The organism is Stenotrophomonas muris, from assembly GCF_052751275.1.
In genome coordinates this window covers 162,254-188,396 of the sequence record NZ_CP199879.1, presented here as the reverse complement: position 1 = coordinate 188,396, position 26,143 = coordinate 162,254, and the positions used below count along the sequence as shown (strand labels likewise).

General features: G+C 67.8%; 22 protein-coding genes. 6 read left to right on the top strand and 16 right to left on the bottom strand.

The window, feature by feature from the left end:
- The first annotated feature begins 17 nt into the window (after positions 1 to 17).
- Complete coding sequence (locus tag ACUVWL_RS00770; protein WP_049440438.1) at positions 18 to 836, top strand: S1/P1 nuclease; 819 nt, start codon at positions 18 to 20, stop codon at positions 834 to 836.
- 11 nt (positions 837 to 847) lie between these two features.
- Positions 848 to 1,648 (top strand): MBL fold metallo-hydrolase, encoded by an 801-nt coding sequence (locus ACUVWL_RS00765; RefSeq protein ID WP_014648241.1) that lies wholly within the window; start codon positions 848 to 850, stop codon positions 1,646 to 1,648.
- 53 nt (positions 1,649 to 1,701) lie between these two features.
- On the opposite strand, the gene ACUVWL_RS00760 is transcribed toward ACUVWL_RS00765, so the two are convergent.
- From ACUVWL_RS00760 to ACUVWL_RS00750, 3 genes are read right to left on the bottom strand one after another with little or no spacing between them, the layout of a single operon-like run.
- Positions 1,702 to 2,265, bottom strand: a complete 564-nt coding sequence (locus ACUVWL_RS00760) for a hypothetical protein (RefSeq protein ID WP_032962142.1) — start codon at positions 2,263 to 2,265, stop codon at positions 1,702 to 1,704.
- Positions 2,262 to 3,503, bottom strand: a complete 1,242-nt coding sequence (locus ACUVWL_RS00755; protein ID WP_126411307.1) for a M56 family metallopeptidase — start codon at positions 3,501 to 3,503, stop codon at positions 2,262 to 2,264. The genes ACUVWL_RS00760 and ACUVWL_RS00755 overlap by 4 nt, the downstream gene beginning before the upstream one ends.
- A complete protein-coding gene (locus ACUVWL_RS00750; protein ID WP_049406228.1) occupies positions 3,496 to 3,861 on the bottom strand; it encodes a BlaI/MecI/CopY family transcriptional regulator in 366 nt (121 codons plus the stop codon). The genes ACUVWL_RS00755 and ACUVWL_RS00750 overlap by 8 nt, the downstream gene beginning before the upstream one ends.
- Before the next feature lie 118 nt (positions 3,862 to 3,979).
- On the opposite strand from ACUVWL_RS00750, the gene ACUVWL_RS00745 reads away from it, so the two are divergent.
- The gene (locus tag ACUVWL_RS00745; protein ID WP_014648245.1) at positions 3,980 to 4,537 is read left to right on the top strand and encodes a flavin reductase family protein; all 558 of its coding nucleotides are present in this window, start codon (positions 3,980 to 3,982) and stop codon (positions 4,535 to 4,537) included.
- A gap of 33 nt (positions 4,538 to 4,570) precedes the next feature.
- Entirely contained in the window at positions 4,571 to 6,523 is a 1,953-nt protein-coding gene (locus ACUVWL_RS00740) for an acetyl-CoA hydrolase/transferase C-terminal domain-containing protein (RefSeq protein WP_445978747.1), read from the top strand.
- A gap of 125 nt (positions 6,524 to 6,648) precedes the next feature.
- On the opposite strand, the gene tkt is transcribed toward ACUVWL_RS00740, so the two are convergent.
- From tkt to ACUVWL_RS00675, 13 genes are all read right to left on the bottom strand, one after another.
- The gene (tkt, locus tag ACUVWL_RS00735; protein ID WP_014648248.1) at positions 6,649 to 8,646 is read right to left on the bottom strand and encodes a transketolase; all 1,998 of its coding nucleotides are present in this window, start codon (positions 8,644 to 8,646) and stop codon (positions 6,649 to 6,651) included.
- Between the two features lie 216 nt (positions 8,647 to 8,862).
- Positions 8,863 to 10,182: a dicarboxylate/amino acid:cation symporter gene (locus ACUVWL_RS00730; RefSeq protein ID WP_014648249.1), complete on the bottom strand. Its 1,320-nt coding sequence runs from the start codon at positions 10,180 to 10,182 to the stop codon at positions 8,863 to 8,865.
- A 57-nt stretch (positions 10,183 to 10,239) separates the two neighbouring features.
- Positions 10,240 to 11,955, bottom strand: coding sequence for a BatD family protein (locus tag ACUVWL_RS00725; RefSeq protein WP_445978746.1), 1,716 nt, complete (start codon positions 11,953 to 11,955; stop codon positions 10,240 to 10,242).
- Positions 11,952 to 13,790 (bottom strand): VWA domain-containing protein, encoded by a 1,839-nt coding sequence (locus tag ACUVWL_RS00720; RefSeq protein WP_445978745.1) that lies wholly within the window; start codon positions 13,788 to 13,790, stop codon positions 11,952 to 11,954. The genes ACUVWL_RS00725 and ACUVWL_RS00720 overlap by 4 nt, the downstream gene beginning before the upstream one ends.
- Entirely contained in the window at positions 13,787 to 14,791 is a 1,005-nt protein-coding gene (locus ACUVWL_RS00715) for a vWA domain-containing protein (protein WP_014648252.1), read from the bottom strand. Before ACUVWL_RS00715 ends, ACUVWL_RS00720 begins: the two co-directional genes overlap by 4 nt.
- Positions 14,788 to 15,237: a DUF4381 family protein gene (locus ACUVWL_RS00710; protein WP_197606527.1), complete on the bottom strand. Its 450-nt coding sequence runs from the start codon at positions 15,235 to 15,237 to the stop codon at positions 14,788 to 14,790. The genes ACUVWL_RS00715 and ACUVWL_RS00710 overlap by 4 nt, the downstream gene beginning before the upstream one ends.
- A complete protein-coding gene (locus tag ACUVWL_RS00705) occupies positions 15,234 to 16,163 on the bottom strand; it encodes a DUF58 domain-containing protein (protein ID WP_134809232.1) in 930 nt (309 codons plus the stop codon). The genes ACUVWL_RS00710 and ACUVWL_RS00705 overlap by 4 nt, the downstream gene beginning before the upstream one ends.
- An 8-nt stretch (positions 16,164 to 16,171) precedes the next feature.
- On the bottom strand, positions 16,172 to 17,197 hold the full coding sequence (locus tag ACUVWL_RS00700) for an AAA family ATPase (RefSeq protein ID WP_014648255.1): 1,026 nt from the start codon (positions 17,195 to 17,197) through the stop codon (positions 16,172 to 16,174).
- Between the two features lie 186 nt (positions 17,198 to 17,383).
- On the bottom strand, positions 17,384 to 19,354 hold the full coding sequence (locus ACUVWL_RS00695) for a type IV pilus secretin PilQ (RefSeq protein WP_032962161.1): 1,971 nt from the start codon (positions 19,352 to 19,354) through the stop codon (positions 17,384 to 17,386).
- A 21-nt stretch (positions 19,355 to 19,375) separates the two neighbouring features.
- On the bottom strand, positions 19,376 to 19,909 hold the full coding sequence (locus ACUVWL_RS00690; RefSeq protein WP_005418914.1) for a pilus assembly protein PilP: 534 nt from the start codon (positions 19,907 to 19,909) through the stop codon (positions 19,376 to 19,378).
- Entirely contained in the window at positions 19,909 to 20,565 is a 657-nt protein-coding gene (locus tag ACUVWL_RS00685; RefSeq protein WP_014648258.1) for a type 4a pilus biogenesis protein PilO, read from the bottom strand. The genes ACUVWL_RS00690 and ACUVWL_RS00685 overlap by 1 nt, the downstream gene beginning before the upstream one ends.
- On the bottom strand, positions 20,562 to 21,443 hold the full coding sequence (locus ACUVWL_RS00680) for a PilN domain-containing protein (RefSeq protein WP_014648259.1): 882 nt from the start codon (positions 21,441 to 21,443) through the stop codon (positions 20,562 to 20,564). The genes ACUVWL_RS00685 and ACUVWL_RS00680 overlap by 4 nt, the downstream gene beginning before the upstream one ends.
- Positions 21,443 to 22,501: a pilus assembly protein PilM gene (locus ACUVWL_RS00675; protein ID WP_014038321.1), complete on the bottom strand. Its 1,059-nt coding sequence runs from the start codon at positions 22,499 to 22,501 to the stop codon at positions 21,443 to 21,445. The genes ACUVWL_RS00680 and ACUVWL_RS00675 overlap by 1 nt, the downstream gene beginning before the upstream one ends.
- Before the next feature lie 219 nt (positions 22,502 to 22,720).
- On the opposite strand from ACUVWL_RS00675, the gene ACUVWL_RS00670 reads away from it, so the two are divergent.
- Both ACUVWL_RS00670 and ACUVWL_RS00665 read left to right on the top strand, forming a co-directional pair.
- The gene (locus ACUVWL_RS00670) at positions 22,721 to 25,141 is read left to right on the top strand and encodes a penicillin-binding protein 1A (protein WP_046432301.1); all 2,421 of its coding nucleotides are present in this window, start codon (positions 22,721 to 22,723) and stop codon (positions 25,139 to 25,141) included.
- A 212-nt stretch (positions 25,142 to 25,353) separates the two neighbouring features.
- Positions 25,354 to 25,998, top strand: a complete 645-nt coding sequence (locus ACUVWL_RS00665) for a hypothetical protein (protein ID WP_111206040.1) — start codon at positions 25,354 to 25,356, stop codon at positions 25,996 to 25,998.
- Positions 25,999 to 26,143 lie beyond the last annotated feature (145 nt).

Sequence of the window (26,143 nt, the reverse complement as noted above, 5' to 3'; positions counted from 1 at the left end):
CCCGCTAGAATGGGCGCATGAAAGCCCTGCACTCCCTGTTCCTCGCCGCCGCCCTGGCGCCGGCCCTGCTGTCCGTCTCCGCCCCTGCCCATGCCTGGGGCGCGCAAGGCCACCGCCTTGTCGCCGAAGTCGCCGACGCCCGCCTCACCCCCGCCGCCCGCGCCGAAGTGGACCGCCTGCTGGCCACCGAACCGGACGCCACCCTGGCCAGCATCGCGCCCTGGGCCGACCAGCTGCGCGCCAAGGACCCGGGCCTGGGCCGTCGCTCGGCCGGCTGGCACTACGTCAACATTGCCGAAGACGACTGCCACTACGAAGCACCGAAGCACTGCAGGAACGGCAACTGCATCGTCGAAGCCCTCAAGGCGCAGAGCGCCATTCTGGGCGACCGCAGCCTGACTGACGGCGAGCGCCTGCAGGCGCTGAAGTTCGTCGTGCACCTGGTCGGCGACATCCACCAGCCGATGCACGCCGGCTACGCCCACGACAAGGGCGGCAATGATTTCCAGCTGCAGTTCGGCAACCGCGGTACCAACCTGCACTCGCTGTGGGACAGCGGCATGCTCAACACCCGCAAGCTGGACGATGCCGGCTACCTGCCGGTGCTGCAGAGCCAGCGCGCACCGAAGCTGGCGCGCCAGTCCAACCCGCAGCGCGACCCGCAGGTCTGGGCCGAGGCCAGCTGCCGCATCTCCATGCAAGCTGGCGTTTATCCGGCCTCGCGTAAAATCGGTGACGAGTACACCGAGCGCTACCGGCCGCTGGCCGAAGCGCAGCTGCGGCTGGCCGGTGAAAACCTGGCGCAGTTGCTGAACCGCGTGCTCGGCACGCGCTGAGGAGAGCTCCAATGCCGGTCCAGGTGCAGTCGTTCTTCCACCGTGACAGCAACACCTTCAGCTACCTGGTCAGCGACCCGGCAAGCGGCGAGGCGGCGCTGATCGATCCGGTCCTGGACTACGACCCGGACACCGACGCCAGCAGCGAATCACCGCTGCGCGCGGCATTGCAGGCCATCGAACAACAGGGCCTGCAGCTGCGCTGGCTGCTGGAGACGCATGCCCACGCCGACCATGTGTCGGCCGGGCGCCGGCTCAAGCAGCGCTTTCCGCAGGCCACGCTGGCCATCGGTGAAGGCATCCGCGCGGTGCAGGCGACGTTTGCGCCACGCTATGGCCTGCAGCTTCCGGGCGCCGATGAAATCTTCGACCACCTGTTCAGTGACGGCGAGACCTTCACTTTGGGCGAACTGCGCTGCCAGGTGATCGCCGTGCCCGGCCACACCAGCGACAGCATCGCCTACCTGATCGACGATGCGCTGTTCACTGGCGACTCGCTGTTCATGCCCGACGGCGGCACTGCCCGCTGTGACTTCCCCGGCGGTGATGCCGCACAGCTGTACCGCTCGATCCAGCGCCTGCTGGCCCTGCCGGATGCCACCCGCGTGTTCGTCTGCCACGACTACGGCCCGGGCGGCCGCGACTTCGCCAACGAAACCACCATCGGTGAACAGCGCGCGCACAACATCCACGTGCACGACGGCGTGGCCGAGGCGGAGTTCGTCAGCGTGCGCCAGGCCCGCGATGCGACGTTGGAAGAACCGAAGCTGATGCAGCCTGCGGTAAAGGCCAATATCCAGGGCGGGGCCTGACGTACGCCGGGCAGAGCCCGGCGCCATCGGTTTCCATCACGGACCGCGAGCGTTCATTTTCCCTGCATCCGCACCACGTGCTGGCCCTTCACGATCTCGAACGTGAAGGCGTACTGCAGGGTAACCGCTACCGGCTCGACGCGCTCGGCGCCCCGGCAGTCACCGCGGTCGGCAGGCACCTTGCCCGCCGCGAAGTGGCAGACCGCTGCGGACGAGTACTTCCACATCGCCACGGCTTCCTGGGCAGCCTGCAGCAGGGGCGCATTCTCGCCCGCAGCACCTGCCGCGCACTCCGGACGATCGGTCAATGGCAGGCTTCGCTCCACGGCGCCATTGGCATCAACCACCACCTGCAGGCAGATCGTGGTCGGCGCCAGTTCCGCGCGCGGGTCACGATCGCCAACCTCCGGGTCCGGTGCCGCGTACAGCTGCGGCATCCGGTAGCCTTCGGTCGCACCCAGCGAATACACCTGCAGCTGTCCACCGCCGCTGCCCGCCTGCGGCTGCAGGCGCTGGTGGCCGACATTTTCGCTGCGGGTATCCACCGTGGTCAGGCGGTCCTGGCTCGCACACCCGACCAGCAGCGCTGCCGCCATGATCAGCGCAGCGGACTTCATTGGGTGTCCTCGGTGTTGTCCATGGCGAACGTGATCGGAATCTTCACCGCCGCTGCAACCGGCTTACCGTTCTTCATCGCCGGCCGATAGGTCCAGCTGCGTGCCGCAGCGATCGACACCGCATCGAACACGCCCGGATTGGTGGCACTGAGCACGCGGACATCGCTGGGACGCCCCTGCGCATCCACCTCCACGCGCAGGTTCACCACGCCTACCTGGCGCTGCTCGAACGCGGATTTTGGATAGGACGGCGGTGGCATCCTGTCGATCTGGATCGGACGGTCCAGCCCAGCCTTGGCCGCACCTTCTTCCGCCGTTGCGTACGGCTCGACACCGATCTCCGGGCTCCCGGCCGCGCCGCCCTGGCTGGCCCATGCCACCGCGCCCATGCCCACACACAACCCGACCACCAGCACCTGCCCGGACACCCACGGCAATGCCTTCCGCTTGGACTGCTTCAACATGGCGATACGCTCCTTCAACACGGGTTGGCTGCGCCAATGGCAGACCGCGGGCGCAACCGGGTGGACCAGCTGCGCCTTCAGCAGCGTGCTGGCGTAGAGGCCGCGCAGCGCCGGCTGCGGGGCCATGGTGCGGGCATCGCAGGCCAGTTCCTGGTCGCGCAGGAAGCGGCCCGCAGCCCACGGCAGAAGCGGGTGGAACCAGAACACCGCGCGCACCAGCAGCAGCGCACCGTTGGCCCAGTGATCGCCATGACGGTGATGGCTGCGCTCGTGCTGCAGGATCAAGCTCTGTTCCTGTGCGGTGAACTGCAGGTCGAAGTCGGGACCAACCACGATGCGTGGGCGCCACAGGCCAACCAGCGCGGGCAAGCCGGGATCGCCGCTGGCCTGCCAGCTGCCATCGGTGCGCGGCGTCAGTGGGCCCATGCTCCGTTCGAAACGATGTTGTGCGTGCAGGTCGCGCAACAGGCGGATGCCCGCGCCCAATGCCCACAGCGCGAACAACAGCCCGGCCCAAGGCAGCGAGGGCCCGCTCAGGGCATCGAGGGCACCGGGCATCACTTTCAGCGGCAGCGTGGGTACCTGCTGCAACACCGCAACCTGTGGCAATGGCAGCGTCAGGGCCACCAGCAGCAGCGGCAGCAGCCACCAGCTGCGGTAGGCCAGCCCAGCGCCCCCCAACCGCACCAGCAGCGGTCGCAGCACCGCCAGCAGGACCACACCCACGGCCAGCCACAAGCTGGCCCGCCACAGTCCGTCGAGCAGCTCAGTCATGGTCCAGCTCCTGGATCAGCTTCTTCAGTTCGGCGATGTCCTGCGCGCTCAGCTGGCCGCGTTCGCTGAAGTGCGCGACCAGCGGCGCCACGCGCCCTTCGAAGACACGGCCGATGAAGTCCTGGCTCTGCGCCTCCACCCACGTCTGTCGCTGCAGCAGCGGCCGGTACAGGTAACGCCGTCCATCGCGCTCGGCAGTGATCGCGCCCTTGGTCAGCAGGCGGTTGAGCAGGGTCTTGATGGTCGGCTCGGCCCAGTCGCGATGGGCCAGCGCGGCCACCACGTCATCGGCACTACGCGGTGCCTGCTGCCACAGCACCTCCATCACGACGGCTTCGGCTTCGCTGATCGGGGTCATGGTTTACATCCGTAATCGACAGATTGATTACGCGCGTAATCGAACTGCCTGTCAAGCCCCTCGACTCCGGGTTCATCCCGGCTGCGCCAGCATCGGTTCCTCCCGCCCCTGGCCCCGGATGAAAGCACTGCCGAAGAAGGATTTCCCGGTCGAGCAGGCCCGCCGCTTCCTCGAACCCGGCCCGATCGTGCTGGTCAGCACGGCATGGCGCGGCCAGCGCAACCTGATGACGATGGGGTGGCACATGGTCATGGGCTTCTCGCCTTCACTGGTCGCCACCTACCTGTGGGACGCAAACCACAGCCACGCGTTGGCGCGCGGCAGCGGCGAGTGCGTGATCAACGTGCCCGGGGTGGAGCTGCTCGATACCGTGGTGGACATCGGCAACTGCAGCGGCCGCGAGGTCGACAAGTTCGCCCGTTTCGGGCTCGACGCACTGCCCGCGCGTGAGGTCGGCGCGCCACTGGTCGGCCAATGCCATTCGTGCTTCGAATGCCGCCTGTACGACGACAGCCAGGTGGCAGCGAGCAATCTGTTCATTTGGGAAATCGTGCACGCCCATGTTGCGCCCCGGCCGAAACTGCCGCGCACGGTGCATTACCGCGGCGATGGGCAGTTCATGGTGGCCGGCGCGGAAGTCTCGCGTCGACGGCGGTTCAAGCCCGACATGCTGTAATGCCCGCACTTCCCCGACGCAGGACCGCCGCGCATGACCGAACACCTCACCGACCTGGACGCCGCCGTCGACTGGTTGTTTGCGCGCGTGGACGGGCCGCTGCGGATCGGGGCACCGCTGGCACTGGGCAAGCCGCATCGGCTGCTCAACGCCCTCTACTCGCGCGTCGAGCACGATCCGTCGCGGCCGCTGCAGCTGTATACCGCGCTGTCGCTGAATCCGCCGAAGGCGCGGGGCAACGGCCTGGAAGCCCGCTTCCTGGCACCGTTCGCGCAGCGCCATTTCGGCGACGACTTCCCGCGCCTGGCCTATGCCGATGCGATCGCACGCGACGCGTTGCCGGCACATGTGCAGGTGGAAGAGTTCTACATGCAGTCCGGCGCCCTGCTCGGGTCGCGCCAGGCGCAATCCAGCTATACCAGCCTGAACTACACCCACGCCGCCGATGCGGTGGCGCAGCGCGCGCCACAGGTGATCGTGCAGAAAGTGGCGATGCGCCCGAACGACCGCCGGCTTTCCCTGTCGTGCAACAACGACATCACCCAGGACACGCTGGACGCGATGACCGCGCGTGGCCTGCCGCGTCCGCTGCTGATCGCCGAGATCGATCCCCAGTTGCCCTACCTGGGCGGCTCGGCCACGGTCGATGTCTCGTTCTTCGATCTGGTGATCACCCCACCGCCGCCGTACCCGGCGCTGTTCGGGCTGCCGCGGCAGCCGGTCGGCGATGCCGACTACGCCATCGGCCTGTACGCCAGCACGCTGGTGCGCGATGGCGGCACGCTGCAGATCGGCATCGGTACGCTGGCCGACGCGCTCAGCCATGCGCTGGTGCTGCGCCATACCGACAACGCGCGCTACCGCCGCGTGCTGCACGCGCTGGATCCGCAGCTGGCCAGCCACCCGCTGGTGCAGGAGATCGGCGGTGTGGACCCGTTCGAAGTGGGCCTGTACGGCTGCAGCGAGATGCTCAACGAGGGCTTCCGCAGGCTGGTGCAGACCGGGGTGATCAAGCGCAAGGTACACGATGACCTGGCGCTGATGCAGCGCATCGAGAACGGCAGCACGCTGTCGATCGACCACGCCACACTGGCGGCCGAAGGTGAGTACCTGCACGGCGCGTTCTACCTGGGCTCGCCGGAATTCTACGAGTGGCTGCGCACGCTGCCAGAGGACGAGTGCCGTGCGATCGGCATGCGCCGCATCAGCGAGATCAACCAGCTGTACGGCGGCAACGAAACGCTGGAACGCCTGCAGCGCCGCCATGCGCGCTTCTTCAACTCCTGCATGATGGCCACCGCGCTGGGCGCGGCGGTGTCCGACGCGCTGGACGATGGACGCGTGGTATCCGGTGTGGGCGGCCAGTACAACTTCGTGGCGATGGCACATGCCCTGCCGGAAGCCCGCAGCGTGCTGATGTTCCGCGCCGCGCGCGATGACAAGGGCCGACGTGAATCCAACGTGCGCTGGAACTACGGGCACACCACCATTCCGCGCCACCTGCGCGACATCTACCTCAACGAATACGGCATTGCCGACCTGCGCGGACTGACCGACGAGGACTGCGTGCATGCGATGACCGCAATCACCGAGGCCCTGTTCCAGGGCGGCCTGCTGCAGCAGGCGCACGCCTCGCGCAAACTGCTGGCGGTCGCGCAACCGGATCCGCAGCGGCAGCAGCGCAATACGCCGCAGGCGCTGACAGCGGCGCTGGCCCCGTTCCGCGCCGATGGCAGCCTGCCGGACTATCCGCTGGGCAGTGACTTCAACGAGATCGAGCAGGTGCTGGTGAAAGCGCTGGCGTGGCTGAAGGCCAATACGCAGACCCGCGGCGACAAGCTGCGTACCGTCTGGGCAGCACTACGGCAACCGGCCGGCGACGGCGATGCGGTGTACCTGCAGCGCATGGGCCTGCAGGCACCGAAGGATTTCGCCGAACGCCTGGACGCGCGCCTGCTGCGCCTGGCACTGGCACGCACCGCCTGAGAAAAGGGGACGGAGGGGATTAAGTCGTTTGTGCACAAACGACTTAATCCCCTCCGTCCCCTTTTTCCTGCGGCAAAGAAAAGGCCGGCTTGCGCCGGCCTTTCCTCATTACGTCGCGATGCTGCTTACAGCGCCTTGGCGGCTTCCACCACGTGCGCGGTGGTGATGCCGAAGTGCTTGTACAGCTGGTCGGCCGGGGCGGAGGCACCGAAGGTGTCGATACCGATCACGGCACCGTCCAGGCCGACGAACTGGCGCCAGAAGCCGGTGACACCGGCTTCCACAGCCACGCGCTTGCGCACCGCGTTCGGCAGCACCGATTCACGGTAGGCCGCGTCCTGGCGCAGGAACACGTCGGTGGACGGCATCGAGACCACGCGGGTCTTGAGACCAGCCGCATCCAGCTGGGCCTTGGCTTCGGTGGCCAGCGAGACTTCCGAACCGGTGGCGATCAGGATCACATCCGGGGTACCGGCGGCATCGGCCAGCACGTAACCGCCGCGCTCGATCTGCGCGATCTGCTCGGCGCTGCGCGGCTGGTGCGGCAGGTTCTGGCGGCTGAACACCAGGCAGCTCGGGCCGTCCTGGCGGGTGATCGCGGCCTTCCAGCTCACCGCCGACTCGACCGCATCGCACGGACGCCACACGTCGTTGTTCGGGATGTAGCGAAGCGAGGCCAGGTGCTCCACCGGCTGGTGGGTCGGGCCGTCTTCGCCCAGGCCGATCGAGTCGTGGGTGTAGACGTGGATGGCGTGCGCCGGGATCAGCGCGCTCATGCGCACGCCATTGCGGGCGTAATCGCTGAACACCAGGAAGGTGGCGTCGAACGGAATGAAGCCACCGTGCAGGGCCAGGCCGTTGGCAATGGCGGTCATGCCGAACTCGCGCACGCCGTAGTACACGTAGTTGGCGTTGGCGTCGTCGCTGGCAACCGATTTGCTGCCCTTCCAGAGGGTCAGGTTGGAGTGCGCCAGGTCGGCCGAGCCGCCGACGATTTCCGGCAGCAGCGGGGCATAGGCTTCAATGGCCAGCTGCGAGGCCTTGCGCGAGGCGATCGTCGGACCTTCCGCGGCCACCTGGGCGATGTAGGCATCGGCCTTGGCAACGAAGTCGGCCGGCAGTTCGCCATGCGAGCGGCGGGTCAGTTCGGCTGCTTCAGCCGGGTACTGGCTGGCGTACTTGTCGAACAGCTGTTCCCACTCGGCCTGACGCAGGGTGCCGGCGCCATTGGCGCGCCAGCCGTCGTAGATCGCCTGCGGGATCTCGAACGGACCGTATTCCCAGCCCAGCTGCTTGCGGGTGGCTTCCAGCTCGTCCTTGCCCAGCGGTGCGCCGTGGCTGGATTCCTTGCCCGCCTTGTTCGGCGAACCAAACCCGATGGTGGTGCGGCAGCAGATCAGGGTCGGCTTGTCGCTCTGCGACAGCGCGGCCTCGATGCCGGCCTTGATGCTGTCCGGGTCATGGCCATCGACGTCGCGGACCACGTTCCAGCCATAGGCTTCGAAACGCTCCGGGGTGTTGTCGGTGAACCAGCCCTCGACGTTGCCGTCGATGGAGATGTGGTTGTTGTCCCAGAAGCAGACCAGCTTGTGCAGGCCCCAGGTGCCGGCCAGCGAAGCGGCTTCATGCGACACGCCTTCCATCAGGCAGCCATCGCCCATGAACACCCAGGTGCGGTGGTCGACCACTTCCAGCTCCGGACGGTTGAAGCGCTGTGCCAGCAGCTTCTCGGCCAGGGCGAAGCCCACGGCGTTGGCGAAACCCTGGCCCAGCGGGCCGGTGGTGGTCTCCACGCCCGGGGTCTCGTGGCGTTCCGGGTGACCGGCGGTGTGGCTGCCCAGCTGGCGGAACAGCTTCAGCTGCTCGATCGGCAGGTCGTAGCCGCTCAGGTGCAGCAGCGCGTACTGCAGCATCGAACCGTGGCCGTTGGACAGCACGAAACGGTCGCGGTTGAACCAGTGCGGGTTGCTCGGGTTATGGCGGAGGTAGTCGTTCCAGAGGACTTCGGCGATGTCGGCCATGCCCATGGGCATGCCGGGGTGGCCGGACTTTGCGGTTTCAACCGCATCGGCGGCAAGGAAGCGGATGGCGTTGGCCAACTGGCGACGGGTAGGCTGCGTCATGGTTCTGTCGGAATCGGGAGGCGGCCGCGGACGTGCGGGCGGCCTATTGTCCCATAGTCGCCGGGCGGGGGGTCAGTTCACCTTGCCCGGTCGTGCCGGCCGCTGGCCCGCAAGGACGTGATCTCCGCCGGATTCCGCATGTGAAAAGGGGCCGGAGCCCTTTCCCCTGAGGAAAGGAATCCGACCCCGATCAGGTCGCCAGCAGTGGCGTTGGACTCAGTCCTGCTGCGGACCCAGCGCCGGGCCATCGTGCGACTCGCCCTTGGCCACCAGCGTGGTCAGGGCCAGGTCGCCGGTCACGTTCAGCGCGGTACGGCACATGTCCAGGAAGTGATTCACGCCCAGGATCAGGCCGATGCCCAGCGGATTCACACCGACCATCGCGCAGATCATCGCCACCACCGGCAGCGATCCCGACGGGACGCCGGCGGTACCGATGCCACCGAGGATGCAGACCGCCATCACCATGATCTGCTGGCCGATGCTCAGGTCCACGCCGAAGAACTGGGCCAGGAAGATCACCGTCACACCCTCGAACAGCGCGGTGCCGTTCTGGTTGGCGGTGGCACCCACGGTCAGCACGAAGCGCGACACGCGCTGCGGCAAGCCCATCTGGTCGGCCACGCGCAGCGCGGTCGGCAGGGTGGCATTGCTGGAGGCGGTGGAGAACGCCATCACCGTTGCTTCCTGGGTATCGCGGAAGAACGACAGCGGCGAGCGGCCGGACAGCCACACCGCGGTACCGTAGGTCACGATCATGTGCAGACCCAGCGCCAGCACCACCACGCCCACATAGGCACCCAGGCGGATGATCAGCTCGAAGCCGAACAGCGCGGCCAGGTTGAACATGAAGCAGGCCACCGCATAAGGGGCCAGGCGGATGACCAGGTTGATCAGGGTCATCGAGATTTCGAACACGCCTTCGATGGCGCGGCGCAGCGGGGCAACCTTTTCATTGTCGGTCAGCACCATGCCGATGCCGAACATCAGCGCGAAGAACATCAGCGACAGGATCGCGCCGTTGTCCGACGCGGCCTGCAGCACGTTGCTCGGCACGATCGACAGCAGCATGTCCATGCCCTTCGGCGTGCCGTGGATGCCAGCGACGATTTCCTTGCTGCGCTCGGCGTTCTCCGAGAGCATCAGTGCCGCAGTCTGCGGATCGACGCCCGCGCCCGGCTTGAGCAGGTTGACCAGCACCAGGCCGATGCCCACCGCGATGCCGGACAGCAGCACGGTGTAGGCCAGGGTCTTCCAGCCGATGCGGCCGAGGGCGCGGATGTCGCCCATCTCCGACACGCCCATGATCAGCGCCGAGAAGATCAGCGGCACGATCAGCATGAAGATCAGGTTGAGGAACAGGCCCGACGCCGGGGTGGTGACGTAGTCCATTACCCACTTGGCACCAGCCTGCAGACCATCGACGCTGCCGCCCAGGGCGTGCACGATCAGTCCCAGGACCAGGCCGATCGCAAAGCCGATGCCCATCTTCCAATGCAGGGGCAACTTCTTCTTGTCGGCAGCAGCTGCTGTCATACGCGGGTTTCCTCGAAAAATGAATGCACTCTAACAAAGCGCGCAAGCGGCGCCGGTTCAGGTTCGCCGCGGCGGATACAGCGGCGCCAGGTCAGTGTCGGCGGTGCCCGCAGCCGCCGACCAGTGCGGTCCGTCACGGAAGACCTCGCGCAGGCGCGTGCGCAGCGGCGCCAGATCCCCCTGCCCGCCCCACCGCGCCTGCTGCAGGTCCTGTAGCACTTGACGCTGGGCTGCATCCCCAAGCCGCGCGATGACCTGCTCGATGCGTTCCACACCAGCCATCGCACACAGCTGTGCTTCCACCTGGTCGAAGCCCTCGCCATCCAGCGCGCGGCGCAGTTCTGCCAGGCCGGCACGCCCGCCCGCCGCAGTCGGCACAGAGGGCTTGCCCGCTACAGGCGCCACTGCGCGCGGGCGCCGACCTCGCTGCCAGCCCCACAGGAGAGTCAGCAGCCACAGCAACGCCAGGCCGATGGCCGCCGCCATCCACGGCCACGGACGCTCGGACAGGCCGCTGGCACGCGGATCGGTCGCGGCGATGCGGCTGTCCTGGCCATCGGCGCCCGGCAGCGCGGCATCGGTGTCGATCGGCGGCAATGGCGCCGGTGAGGCAGTGCCGGTGCCGGTGCCGGCCGCGACGGCCAGCGTCAGGTCCGGCAGCTTCGCCTCCTGCGCCTTGCCGTTACGCACATCCCACCAGGGCAGGCGCGGCCCCGGCACCACCAGCGAACCCGGCTGGCGCGGCACGATCGAATAGCGGCGGGTGATCTTCAGGCGCGGCGTGCTGCCGTTGAAGGCCTCTTCGTACTGTGTCGGTTCGGCGAACACCTGCGCATTGGTGCCGACATCCGGCACCGGCAGGTCGGTGAACTGCGCGCGCGTCGCGCCTTCGGCAACCGCTTCGACCACCACGTTGGCGGCCTCACCGGTGCGGGCACTGGTCGGCGCACTGGTGTAGCGCAGCTGCAGGCTCTGCAGTGGCAGCCACGGCTGCGGGGCCTGCGCCGGCTGTGCCTGCACCTGCAGCGTGCGGTCTGCGCCGGTGGCATTCATGCGGCCATCGCCACCGCCGAAGAAGTCGTCGAAGAAGCCACCCGCACTGCGCCCACTGAAACGGGCACCGGCCAGGCGCAACGCGCCGCTGCGCTCGGGGATCAGCAGGAAACGCCGTTCGACCACGTTGTAGCGGCGCCCGTTGACCTGGCGTACATCGGTGCGGTCGTCGCCCACACGCTGCAACGACGCGCCCGCCGGGGTATCCAGCACCAGCTCGCCGGAGGCCAGCTGCGAGGCGAAGTACAGCCGCACCACCACGCCCACGCTCTGCTGCACATACGGCGTATCGTCATCGACAACGGTTTCGATGAAGGCCATCGCATTGCTGTCGGGCCCCGCCACGGCGGCCGCATCGACCTGCAGCGTCAGCGGTGCGGTGCGCACACTGCCCACCTGCAGGCCCGGTACCACCAGCGCACCACTACGTCGTGGTGTCAGCGCCACGCCATACAGGTTGCGCTGCTGCATGCTGCCATTGCTCCATTCCACCTGGCGGCTGCTGGTCTGCCCGCTCAGGTCGAAGTCGGTGCGCAATGGCGTGAAGTCAGGGGCGCCCTGGTCGCTCTCGACATTGAGCGTGACCGTGTCGCCCATCGCGATGCGGTCGCGGTCCAGCCACGCGCGCGGCTGCGCCCAGGCCAGCAGCGGCAGCCACAACAGCAGCGCCGCCAGTACCTGTCGAGGCCAGTGCCCGTGCATGTTGATCGACCGCGTCATCGCCCTTCCCTCTTCCTGCGTTCGTTTTCCAGCTGGAACTTGGCCCGCAGCAATGCGCCCGGATCATCCGGCACACGCCGCATCCATGCCTCCACCGCCTGTTGCTCCTCGCGCTGGCGCGGCGTGCGGCCCTCACCACCCGGCACTGGCTTGCCCCCCTTGCCGGCCTCACCCTCGCGTGCCTGCTGCATCGCCTGCTGCATGCGCTGGCGCTGCTGTTCATCGGCCTGCGCCTGCGCCTTGGCATCTTCCACCTGCGGTGGTGCCTGCTGGCCATCGCGGCCACGTTCGCCAGGCTGAGGCTCCGACTGCGCGTTGTTGTCACCCGCCTTGGGCTGGCCCTGCTGGCCCGACGGCGGCTGGCCCTGGCCGGGTTGCTGCTGGCTCTGCTTCGGCTGTCCCTGTGGGTTCTGTTGGCCCTGCGGGCCCTGCGGTTGTTTCTGCTGCCCGTTCTGCGGTGGCTTCTGTTGATCCTGGCCTTGGCCGCCCCCGGATGGCCTGCGCTTGCGTGCGGCATCGACCACGGCGCGGTTGGCCACTGCATCGGCCATGCCCGGATGCAGCGCCAGTGCGCGGTCGTAGGCGGCGATCGCTTCGTCGTAGTTGCCTTCGCGTGCAAGCGTGTTGGCCAGGTTGTACCAACCGGCATCGCTGTCGATGCCTTCGAACTGTCTGCGTGCAGTGGCGAAGTCGCCCTTGCGGTAGGCCTGAACCCCCTCGGCCAGGCGTTGATGCTGCAGCTGGTCGCTGCGCTTCCACAGCGTGCCCTGCGCCGGCTGCGAGACAGGCGTCGCAGGGGCTTGCGCCTGCGCGTCATTCATCCATGGCAGCAGACCCACCGCGAGCACCGCAGCCAGCACCGCGCGACGGCGGAAGGCCAGCAATGCCAGCAGCATCACCGGCGGCAGCAACCAGAAGCCTTCGTCACGCCACTGCTTGCCTTCGCCCGGCCGCTGCGCCGCCGTGCCGTCGCGCGCGTCGAGTACACCGAGCGCACGCAGATCGCCGTCATCGGCAGAGATGCGCGCATAGCGGCCGCCACCGGCAGTGGCGACTGCACGCAGGCTGCCCTCATCCAGCGCGGCCTGGCGGATCTGCCCATTGCCATCGCGGTACGCCGCACCGGCAGGCGTGCCCAGGCCCAGCACCGACACCTGCAGGCCCAGGCTGCGTGCCTGCGCCGCCGCCAGTGCAGCTTCGCTGTCCGCCTGATCGCTGACCAGCAGGATCTGCCCCTGCAACGCGCCGATCTGCCGCATCAAGCGTGTCGCCCAGTCGATGCCGCGGTCGGCACGCTGGCCATCACGCGGCATCACGTCCGGCGACAGCGCATCCAGATACAACGCAACATTGCTGCCGTCGTCGGTCAGCGGCGCCACGGTGTAGGCATCATCGGCATACACCACCAGCCCCACCTGCCCGCCCTGGCGCGCGCGCAGCAGCTCGCCCACTTTCGCCCGCGCCTGCAGCAGGCGCGACGGCGGAAGATCGGTTGCCGTGATCCGGCTGGACAGGTCCAGCACCACCAGCAGCGGTGCGCTGGCCTGGAACATCGGTTGTGCCTGCTGGCGCCAGCTCGGCCCGGCCATGGCCAGCGATGCCAGTGTCCAGCCCAGCAGCAGCGCCCATGGCAGGCGCACTCGCCGCTTCGCGCCCGCGGCCAGCAGATGTGGCAACAGGTGTGCGTCCACCGCCTGCCGCCACGCATCACTGCGTCGCTGCCGGTACACCGCGAGCGCGAGGATCAGGGGCAACGCCAGCAGCGCCCACAACCACTCCGGTCGCAGGAAGTGCAATGCGCTCCAATCGGGGAGATTCGAAGCAAACGCGATCATCGGCGACGCTCCGGCCACAGCCAGGCCAGCACGCCCAGCAGCAACGCCAGCCCCAACGGCCAGGCATAGCGTTCTTCGCGCGGACGCAGGCTCGGCCCCTTCGCGGCGACCGGCTCCAGGCGATCGAGCTCGGCGTAGATCCCGGCCAGCTGCGCGGTGTCACGCGCGCGGAAGAACTGGCCACCGGTCATGCTGGCGATCTTCTTCAGGGTGGCCTCATCGACCGGATCCTGGTCGGTGGAAATCGGGATACCAAACAGGCGCATGCTGCCATCACCGCCGAATGCAACCGTGTGGATGCGCACGCCTTCGGCGCGCGCGACTTCCGCGGCGCGCAGCGGCTCCAGCACACCGGCGTTGCTGACACCATCGGTCAACAGGATCAGCACGCGCTGTCCCTCCGGCTGGCTGCGCAGGCGCTTCACTGCCAGGCCGATGGCATCACCGATGGCGGTCTCGCGCCCGGCCAGGCCGACCACGCTGTCGCGCAGCTGATCGCGCACGCTGGCCAGGTCTGCGGTAAGCGGCGTAAGCGTGTAGGCGCGATCACCGAAAATCAGCAGGCCGACGCGGTCGCCGGCACGACGATCCAGGAAGTCGGCCAGCACGGCCTTGGCCGCGGTGAGGCGATCAACCGCCTGGGCTCCCAGCACCATGTCACCCTCGCCCATGCTGCCGGACACGTCCATCGCCAGCATCATCTGCCGGCCCTGCTGCGGCGGCGTGATGGCTTCGCCCAGCTGCTGCGGCCGTGCCAGCGCGATGCACAGCGCGCACCAGCCCAGCCATAGCAGCAGCGTGCGCAGCCACGACACGTCGACGCGGCCCCCACCGGACAGCGCTTCGAGCTCGGCGGCGGCGTAGGGCACACGCAGCGCGGCGCCCGGTTCTGCACGGCGCTTCCACCAGCGCATCAGCAACGGCAACGGCAGCGCGAGCAATGCCAGTGGCCATGCCAGCTGCAGGTCCGGCCATGGCCAATAGGTCGTCCAGAGGTTCATCGGCGGCGCTCCAGCAGCATCGCCAGATAGCGCTCGCGGGCCCAACTGCGCACGGCCGCCACGTCGCTGCTGTCGACGCGTGGGCGATACGCGCCTTCGGCCAGCAGGCTGCGACGCGCACCGGGCAACGTGCCCTGGGGGTCTACACGCTGCCACCAGGCATCATCGCGCAGCGATTCACTGCCCGGCTTTGCACGGCGTGCGGCACGGCGCAGCAATCCGGCAATGGCCGCCAGTTCGGCCGCAGCGTCGGTGGTGGCTGCCAGTTCGCTATCGAACAGCTGCAACCAACGCTGGCGGCGACGGCGACGCCGCCACATCAGCACGGCGATCACCAACAGCACCAGCACAACCGCCGCGCCGACCATCAGGTAACCGGGGGCAGGCGGCCACCATGAAGGTGCCGGTGGCAACTGCACATCGCGCAGCGGCAGCGCGGCGCTCACGCCGGCACCTCGGTCGGTGATGGCGCCAGCCACGCGTCGCTGGGCGCATCCGTGGACAGCACCTGCACATCGACACGGCGTGCGCCGAGCTGGCGCCGCAGTTCCTGCAGCGGTTCGACGAAGTGTGCCTGCCAATGCGCCTGCACTTCACTGCGGCGCAGGTCGAGGCCGATGCGCTGCTGTGCGGTCTGGAACTGCAGCGCCGCCGAGGGGGGATGCAGTTCCAGCGGATCAACCAGCAGCACCAGGCTGAGATCGTGATGCTGGGCCAGCGCGCTCCAGCGCGCGGGCGAAATGCGGATGGCCTGCTGCGGATCGGCCAGCACCAGCATGCGTGCCCCCGGGCGCAGCACGCGACCGGCATGATCCAGTGCACGCGCCAGGCCCAGATCGTCGACCGGCGGCTGTGCATACCAGCGGGTCAGCGCGTCGAGCACGCGCAGCACGCCGCGTGGCCCGCCCGCAGGGGCAATCGGCGCTTCGCGGTCACTGCCGCGCAGCGCACCCACGCGGTCGCCGCGGCGCTGCGCCGACCACGCGGCAACCGCACCGGCACGGGCGGCCTGTACCGATTTGAAGCGCACGCGCGTGCCGAAGTACAGCGCCGGCGACGTATCGGCCACGATCAGGCTGACCCGCTCGCGCTCGGCCTGGAACAATTTGGTATGGGCGCGGCCGGTGCGCGCAGTCACGCGCCAATCGATGTGGCGCGCGTCGTCGCCAGCTACATATTCGCGCGACTCGGCGTATTCCATGCCGCGGCCGCGCAGTTGGGACGGTGCCTGGCCCGCGTTGCCGGTGCGGCCACGGCGCGGCGGCGGCGGACGCTGTGCCAGCCGCCGTAGCGCGACCAGTTCGGCCAGCTGCGGGCGCAGCCCGTCACCTTCGAGCGCGGACGGTGCCTGTTCCAGGGATGGATCGGTCATGCGCAGGCTCAGGGTGCCGGCACCCGGGCCAGCAGCTCCTGCACCAGGCGCTCGCCGTCCCAGCCCTCGGCGGTGGCTTCATAGCTGGGCAGCACGCGATGGCGCAGCACGTCGGCGGCGACTGCACGCACGTCGTCGGGCGTGACGAAGTCACGGCCGGCCAGCCACGCCCGCGCACGGGCACAGCGCTCCAGTGCGATGGAACCGCGCGGGCTTGCCCCCCAGGCGATGCGGCGGCCGAGGCCGGCGTCGTAGCGCGCGGGATCGCGCGAGGCCAGCACCAGTTCGATCAGGTAGCGCTCCAGTGCCGGTGCCATGTGCAGGTCCAGCACTTCGCGGCGGGCGTCGAACACGTCCTGCATCGGCATCTTGTCCGGCGCCGGCGCAGCCTCGCCCAATGCACCACGGGCACGCTCACGGGCCAGCCGCAGGATTTCCGATTCGGCGGCCTGGTCCGGGTAACCGATGCGCACATGCATCAGGAAACGGTCCAGCTGCGCTTCCGGCAGCGGGAAGGTGCCCTCCTGCTCGATCGGGTTCTGCGTGGCCATCACCAGGAACAGCGGCGGCAGCGCATAGGTATGGCGGCCAACCGTGACCTGGCGCTCGCCCATGGCCTCCAGCAGCGCCGACTGCACTTTGGCCGGTGCCCGGTTGATCTCGTCGGCCAGCAGGATCGGGTGGAAGATCGGGCCGGGCACGAACTCGAAGCGGCCCTCCTGCGGGCGCCAGATCTCGGTGCCGGTGAGGTCGGCCGGCAGCAGGTCGGGGGTGAACTGCACGCGGGCAAAGTCTGCTTCCAGGCGCGAGGCCAGTGCACGGATCGCCGTGGTCTTGGCCAGGCCCGGCGCGCCCTCCACCAGCAGATGGCCGTCGGCCAACAATGCAATCAGCAGGCGTTCGACCAGTGCCGCCTGGCCGACGATCTCGGCCGACAGCGCGTCGCGCAGCTGGGTGAACGCCGCATGCAGGCGGGAGGTGGCCGGCGCGGGCGGCGGCGAGACGGTTTCGGGCATCGGCGGTGGCAGGTTCATGGGGGCCTTTGACCGGCGCAGGACGGCACGGGTTCCCGACATCATCGCAGGGTGCCCTGCGATTGGCATCAAGAACCGCTGAACAGCCGTCCACACCGGGCATGGATCTGCTTCGTGCATGCCGCCAGCCCAAACGAAAAAGGGCCGCACGGGGCGGCCCTTCTTCGTTTCGCGGGAGGCGCGGGCTCAGTTCTGCTTGGCCACGCGCAGCACCTTCGGGGTGACGAACACCAGCAGTTCGGCCTTGTCCTTGTTGCGACCGCGCTTCTTGAACAGGTTGCCCAGGAACGGCACGTCGCCCAGGAACGGCACCTTGCTGATGCTGTTGCGATCGGTGAACTCGTAGACGCCACCGATCACCACGGTCTGCCCATCCTCGACCAGCACCGCGGTGTTGACTTCGCGACGGTTGATCGACGGCACGGTGCCGTAGCCCTCCAGCTGGATCAGCTGGTCGACTTCGTCCTTCTTCACCTGCATGTTGAGGAACACGCGGTTGTCGTTGGTGATGGTCGGGGTGACCTTCAGCTCCAGCACCACTTCCTTGAACTGGACGTTCGGGGTCGCGACGCCGCCAGCGCCACCACCGCTGATGGTGACGTAGCCGATTTCCTTGCCCTGCTTGATCATCGCTTCGCGCTGGTTGGTGGTGACCACGCGCGGGTTGGAGATCACCTCGCCTCGCGACTCCTGCTGCATGGCCGACAGCTCCACGTCCAGCAGGTAACCGGCATTGAGGATGGACAGTGCCAGCGAACCCGGGTTGCTGGCGGCAGCCACCGGCAGGTTCCAGTTCAGGCCACGGGTGATGGTCGAGCCCACCGGGACAGGAGCCGGGCCCACCCGGCCACCGGCGATCCAGTCGCGCTCGGCCTTGGCGTTGTCCTGCGCGGACTTGACCTGCGATTCCCGGGTCAAGCGGTTGGCCTCGAGATTGCCGCTGAAATAGACATTGTCGCGGCTGCCGCTGACACCGAACTTCGCGCCCAGCTCGCGGGCGAAGGTGTCGGTGGCGATGACGATGCGGCTTTCGATCAGCACCTGGTCGACCGGGCGGTCGATCACGTTGATCAGCTCGCGCATGCGCGCGATCTTCTTCGGGATGTCGCTGATCATCAGCGTGTTGGTACGCTCGTCGGCCACGATGCGACCACGCGAGGACAGGAAGCCACTGTCTTCCTGCGAGGAGTTGCCCGAACCACCACCACTGCCACCACCACCGCCGCCGCCGATCCCCTTGGCCTCGGTCAGCGCTTTGAAGATCTGTGTGGCGCTGTGGTAGTTGATCTGGATGTAGTCGGTCTGCAGGTCTTCGCGGTTCTCGATGGCGATGCGCGCGTCTTCCTTCTCCTGCTCGAACTTGGCCAGTTCGGCCTGCGGCGCCACCCAGATCACGCTGCCGTCACGACGCTTGTCCAGGCCCTTGGCGCGCAGGACGATGTCCAGCGCCTGGTCCCACGGCACATTGACCAGGCGCAGGGTCACGTTGCCCTGCACCGAGTCGGACGCCACCACGTTCAGGTTGGACTCCTCGGCGATCAACTGCAGCACGGTGCGCACCGGCACGTCCTGGAAGTTGAAGGTCACCGGCTTGCCGGTGAAGCCGCGCTGGCCGACGGCCTTGGCCGCCTGGGTGACGCTGCCGGCGGTGACCGCACCCACGGCGGCCTGGGCCTGGCGCGGGCTGATCTCGACCACGTATTCGTTGCCGCTCTGGTAGGCCAGCGACTCCACCGCGCCACCGGTGCTCAGCACCAGCTGGGTACCGGCGCCCGACGGCTTGGCGTCGATGCGCTGTACCGGCGTGGCGAAGTCGGTGACGTTCATCGGCTTCTGCAGGTTGGCCGGCAGCCGGGCATTGCCGACGTCGACCACGACGCTGTTGCCCTGCGTGCGCAGGTCAGGGATCGCGCCCTGCCCGTCGAACTGCACGATCAGGCGCCCGGCGCCGTCATCGCCACGCTTGAAATCGATCTTGGCCACCGACAGGCCCGCCGGCGCGGCGGCCGGTGCCACGGTGGCGCCCACCGGCTTTTCCGCCGGTGCGGCAGCCAGCGCCGGAGCGCAGGCCAGCATCAGCGCGACTCCCAGCGCGCTGACACGGTTCAAGGTAGAGCGCCGGATGGGACGCAGCCCCTTGGCTTGGTGAAAGGTCATCGTGCTATCCCCAGTAAACGATCATTGATCTTCAAGCGAGAGCGTTGCCGGCCGTTCCAGCCAGCCACCCGCGCCATCCGGCACCAGTTCGATCAGCTCCACGCGGTCTTCGAAGACCGCCGTGACCCGCCCGTCGCTCTGCCCCAGGTAACCGCCCGGGCGAACCCGGTAGGTGACCTTGTCCGGCCCCATCACCAGCGCCACGGTACCTGCGCCGGTACCGATGGTGCCGACCATGTCCAGCGCATCCAGCGGGAAGCCTTCCAGCGGCTCCTTGCGCCGGTTCGGGTCCGGTCGCAATCCGCCGTTCCCCTGCTGCGGATTGGTCCAGGCATCGGTGAACGGATCGCGCATGCCCTGCGCGGAGTATTCAAAGGTCTCGAACTGCTGCATCACCGGCAGCGGCTCCAGCGGTTGCGCCGGTCGCGCGCGCTCGCCTTCCACCCACTTCTCAAGGTTCGGTGCGTCGCCGGGCGTGCTGGTCACGCCACGGCCGCAACCAGCCAGCAGCAGCACAGCCAGCACCATCGCACCACGTACGGTCTGCGCGCGCATCACTTCTTGCCCTCCTTGCCAGCGTCGGACGCCTGCTGCGCCTGCACCTCGGTCTCGTCCAGGTAGCGGTAGGTCTTGACCGTACCGGACAGTTCCAGTGCACCGCTGCGGACGTTGCCGCCGGTCTTTTCCTTGGGCTTGAGGTTGATGTCATGCATGGTCAGGATCACCACCCGCGGCAGCGAGGCCACGCCACTGACGAACGCGCCGAACTGGTGGTAACTGCCCACCATGCGCAGCTTGATCGGCTTCTCGGCGTAGAACTCCTTGATCTGCTCCTGCTCCGGCTCGAACAGCTCGTTGGTCAGGCCGCTGGACAGCGCGGTCTGCGAGATGTCGATGATCAGGTCGGGCATTTCGGTCTTGCTCGGCAGCTGCCGCAGCATCTGCTGCAGCACCTGCTCCATCTGCGCCAGCTGCTGCTTCAGCGGCCCCAGGTTCACCGCGCGTTCCTGCTGCTTGGTGAACTCGGTGCGCAGCTCGACTTCCTTCGATTCCAGGCCGGCCAGTTCTTCGCGCTTGCCGCTGATCAGCAGCATCCACGCCACGAACATGATGACCAGCGCCAGCAACGAGCAGAAGACGATCTTGGCCTTCTGCGGCCAGTTGCCGATGTCGTTGAAATCCAGGTTCTTGATGTCGATCTTCTGGCTCATGCGCGGTCCCCCTGCAGCAGCGCATTGAAGGCCTGCGGCGGCTGCGCCAGGCGGCTGCCCTCAGGCTTCGGGGCAGGTGCCGGGGCCGGCGCGGCGGCCGGAGCGGCCGGTTGGTTCGGCTTGGCCGGCGTGGCCGGTGCAGTGGCCGGTGCGGCGGGAGCTGCTGCCGGCTGGCCCGCTGCCGGGGCCGCAGGCGTCGCGGCATCCGGACCTGCGGCCAACGGTGCCACCGGTGCCGGGGCAGCCGTCGCCACCGAGCCATCGGCGTTCAGGCCCGGCGTCGCCGACACCTCTTCGCTCTGTGCCGGCAGTTTCACCTTGACCACGAACACGTAGGGCAGCGCCTTGATGTCGGCCAGCGGGCCGGCCTTGCCGTCCTTGTCCTTCTCCGGGTCACGCGCTTCGATGATCGACAGCTCCGGGTTGGTCATCCAGCCGGAGGTCTCCAGGTTGCGCATGTAGGCCGAAACGCGGGCGTTGGACTGGGTGCGGCCTTCCAGCGTCAGTACATCCCCTTCCTGCTTCAGCGCGGTCAGCACCACGCCGTCGGGAATGGTGCGCACCAGCGCGTCGAACAGGTGGACCATCTGCGAGCGCTTGGCCTGCAGCTCCTCGATCACCTTCTTGCGCGCCAGCAGGCGTTCCTTCTGCGCGTCGAGGCGGTCGATCTCCTTGTTCTGTTCCTTGACCTTCTCGATCTCGGCTTCCAGATAGGCATTGCGGTCCATCTGGCCGCTCACCTGACGGTCGTAGTAGAACCAGATCATCAGCGACAGCAGCAGGCCACCGACGGCGGCCATGCCCAGCATTGCGTAGAACTCGCGCTGGCGTTGCTTGCGCCGCTCGGCGCGCCAGGGCAATAGATTGATGCGTGCCATCAGTCAAAGCTCCTCAGCGCCAGACCGGTCGCGATCATCAGCGCGGGGGCATCCTGGGCCAACGCATGCGCGTTCACCTTCGGCCCCAGGGTCATCTGCGCCAGCGGGTTGGCGACCACGGTCGGCACGCCCAGCTGTTCCTCGACCATCTCCGGCAGGCCACCGAGCACGGCGCAGCCGCCGGCCAGCACGATGTGATCGACGCGGTTGAATTCGCTGCCTGCGTAGAAGAACTGCAGCAGGCGGCTGATCTGCTGGACCGTGGCTTCCTTGAACGGCTCCAGCACTTCCATCTCGTAGCTTTCCGGCAGGCCGCCCTGGCGCTTGGCCAGCCCGGCTTCCTCGTAGCTCAGCCCGTAGCGGCGCATGATCTCATCGGTCAGCTGCTTGCCACCGAACACCTGCTCGCGGCTGTAGAGGCTGCGGCCGCCGCGCAGGACATTGAGCGTGGTCATGGTGGCGCCGATGTCGACCAGCGCGACCACGCCGTCGATGGATACCGGCAGCTCGCTGGCGACCAGAGCGTAGGCGTTCTCGACCGCGAAGGCCTCCACGTCCATCACCTTGGCCTGCAGGCCACCGAGTTCCAGCGCGGACTGGCGCAGCTCGACATTCTCCGAACGCGACGCGGCCAGCAGCACCTGGACCATCTCCGGGTTGTTCGGGATCGACCCGATCACCTCGAAGTCCAGGTTCACTTCCTCGATCGGATACGGAATGTAGTTGACCGCTTCCAGCTCGATCTGGGCTTCCATGTCGTTTTCGTCGAGATCGGCCGGCATCGGGATCACCTTGGTGATCACTGCCGACCCCGCGACGGCGGCAGCGGCCAATTTGGCCTTGCTGCCTGAACGGTTCATCGCCCGACGGATGGCCTCACCCACGGCCTCCACTTCAACGATGTTCTTCTCCACCACCGCATTGGGCGGCAGAGGTTCCACAGCGTAATGTTCCACGCGGAAACGATTGCCGCTGCGGGACAGCTGCAAAAGCTTTACCGCAGTCGAACTGATGTCGACGCCTACGAGCGGCGACTGACTTTTTGGGATGAGCCCCACGGTTTCTCCCCTGCCGACGGGCACTTGGACGCAAGACCTGCGCCCAAGCATTAATAACGTATTCTTAGCAAATGGCAACGGCCCTGCTGTGAATTCCTTCACGGATTCACCATGCAGCCCCTGACTGTTCCCCTTGCGCTCCCCGGTGCCGACCCCAGCCGGCACCTTGCGTAATCTATACTCTGCGACCACGAAATTCGCAATCGGAATCTGAACCCGATGACTCGACTCCGCCGCTGGCTGCGCTGGATCTTCTTGATTGTCCTGGTCCTGGCGCTGATCGGCGCGGCCGCCGTGGGCGGTCTGTACTACGCCGTTTCCTCCAAGCTTCCCGACGTGCAGACCCTGCGCGACGTGGAAATGCAGGAGCCGATGTACGTCTATGCTGCCGATGGCAAGCTGATGGCGGTGTTCGGCGAGACCCGGCGGACCCCGATCACCATGAAGGACGTGCCGGAGAAGCTGAAGCAGGCCTTCCTGGCGACCGAGGACGCCCGCTTCTACGAGCACGGCGGCGTGGACTACATGGGCATCGGCCGGGCGGTCTGGCTGCTGGCCACCACCAGCGACAAGCGCGTGCCGGGTGGCTCCACCATCACCCAGCAGGTGGCCCGCCAGTTCTTCCTCAGCTCCGAGTACAGCTACACCCGCAAGCTGGCCGAGATCCTGCTGGCGCGCAAGATCGAGTCCGAGCTGAGCAAGGACGAGATCTTCGAGCTGTACCTGAACAAGAGTTTCTTCGGCAACCGCGCCTACGGCGTGGCCGCTGCCGCCGAGTTCTATTACGGCAAGAAACTGAACGAGCTGGACCTGGATGAGATGGCCTCGCTGGCCGGCATCCCCAAGTTCCCCTCGTCGGGCAACCCGATCTCCAACCCGGAGCGTGCCCGCCAGCGCCGCGACAACTACGTGCTGCAGCGCATGGCCGACCTGAAATTCGTCAGCCAGGCCGAGGCCGACGCGGCCAAGGCCGTGCCGATGCACGCCACCGCGCATGAGCCGCCGGTGCAGGTCGATGCTCCGTACGTGGCCGAGCTGGTGCGCCAGGAGATGATCGCCCGCTTCGGCGGCGACGTGGTCAACAAGGGCTATCACGTCACCACTACCATCGACTCCACCCTGCAGACCGCCGCGAACCAGTCGGTGCGCGACGGCCTGCTGCTGTACGACCACCGCCACGGCTGGCACGGCGTGGAGAAGCAGGTGCAGGTGGGTGCCGGCGAAGACGCCGCCGCCCTGGCCGAGCACCTGCGCGGCATGTACGGCCAGGCCGGCCTGCTGCCGGCGATCGTCGCCAGCACCGGCGCCGACGGCAGCGCCACCGTGGTGCTGGCCAACCGCAGCGAGATCGTGCTGCCGGCCGGCGCCGCCAAGTGGACCAACAAGACCCCGGGCAAGCTGGTGCAGCGCGGTGACATCGTGCGCGTGCGCGCCGGGGCCAAGGAGGGCGAGTGGCTGCTGGACCAGATCCCGCGCGGCCAGTCCGCGCTGGTCTCGCTGGATGCCCACAGCGGCGCGCTGAAGGCGCTGGTGGGTGGCTTCAGCTTCTCCGGCAACAAGTTCAACCGCGCCACCCAGGCCCGCCGCCAGCCGGGTTCGAGCTTCAAGCCGTTCGTCTACGCAGCCGCCTTCGACAAGGGCTACAACCCGGCCTCGATCGTGCTCGACGCCCCGGTCGTGTTCCGCGATCGCCGCGGCAAGACCTGGGCCCCGCAGAACGACGGCGGCGGCTTCCGCGGCCCGATGCGTCTGCGCGAAGCGCTGGTGCAGTCACGCAACCTGGTGTCGGTGCGCCTGCTCGATGGCATGGGCGTGGACTACGCACGCAAGTACATCAGCGAGTTTGGCTTTGCCGAATCGGAGCTGCCGCCGAACCTGTCGATGTCGCTGGGCACCGCCTCGCTGACCCCGCTGTCGGTGGCGCGCGGCTACGCCGTGTTCGCCAACGGCGGCTCGCGCGTGGACACCTGGCTGATCGACCAGGTCAATGACCGCGACGGCAACCTGGTGTTCAAGGAAAACCCGGCGCTGGCCTGCCGCGACTGCGCCGGCAGCAGTGACCAGCCGGTCAACCAGGTGGTGGACGGCTTCAACTTCGGCGCTCCGGCCCCGAAGGTGGACCCGGCCGCCGCCAAGGCCGAAGCCAAGGTCGAAACCCCGGCGGCACCGGCCAACCCGGATGCCCGCACTGCCCCGCGCGCGATCGACGCCCGCACCGCCTACCAGCTGGTATCGATGATGCGCGACGTGGTCCAGCGCGGTACCGGCGTTCAGGCCAAGGTGCTCGGCCGCGAGGACGTGGGCGGCAAGACCGGCTCCACCAACGACCACCGCGACGCCTGGTTCTCCGGCTTCGGTGGCCCGTACGTGACCACCGTGTGGGTGGGCCGCGACGACTTCCGTTCGCTGGGTTACCGCGAATACGGTGGCAAGGCCGCCCTGCCGATCTGGATCGACTACATGCGCACCGCGCTGAAGGACACCCCGATCGCGCAGAACGACCCGCCCAGCGGCATGGTCCAGGCCACCCTCAACGGCGCGACCGAGTGGGTGAAGGTGGAAGACATGGACCGCCTGACCGACTACGACCTGAACCTCAATACGCCGCAGGCCGACGCCGCCGCGTTCGATATCTTCTGAGGAAGGTTCTGGTGGGTGCCAACGGTGAGTTGGCACCCATGCGGCTGTAGAGCCGAGCCCATGCTCGGCTCCGGGCGCCTGCGGTAGAGCAGCCGAGCATGGGCTCGGCTCTACAGGATCAACGACACCCGCTTGCTCGCCTCCATGAAATACCCACGCGGATGTCACATCCTTGCGCTAGTCTGTAGCCAGGTCGCAACAGGAGTCATCGCATGCATCGCGCCCGTCAGCATGCTGCCAGCCAGACCCGCGAGCGGCGCCATCGCCTCGCCCACGAAGCCGCCCGCCTGATGGCCGAAGGCGGCATCCGCGACTACCACCAGGCCAAGTTGAAGGCCGCCAGCCGGCTCGGCATCCACGACGATGCCTCCCTGCCCCGCAACACCGAGATCGAAGACGCCCTCCGCGAGTACCAGCGGCTGTTCTCCGGCCCCCAGCACGGCAACGAACTGCAGCGCCGCCGCGAAGCCGCGTTGCGTGCGCTGGAGTTCCTGCACGGCTTCGCACCGCGCCTGGCCGGCCCGGTGCTGGAGGGCACCGCCGATGCCAACAGCCCCGTGCAGCTGCACCTGCACAGCGACGACCCGGAAGCCGTGCATCGCTTCCTCGACGAACACGGCATTCCCGCCGAATCGCGGACGCGCCGGTTGCGGATGGACCGCGAACGCTGCCTGGAGGTACCGGTGTGGGTGTTCAGCGCCGAAGAGCTGACCTTCGACCTGGCCGTGCTGCCGTATGACGCCCTGCGCCAGGCGCCCTTGTCGCCGGTGGATGAGAAGCCGATGCGACGCGCGTCTGTCGCACAGTTGCGGCAGCTGCTGGCCCAGGCGGAGATCACCGCGTATATCGGGGGGTGACGGTTGCGCCGACCTTGGGGTGCGGACCGTTGGTCCGCACTGTGCATCAGGCATGCGGACACCTGCCCCAAGAGCAGCCGAGCATGGCTCGGCTCTACAGAAGGCGCGTTGCCTGCTTCCTTCTTCTGGTAGGTGCGGACCGTTG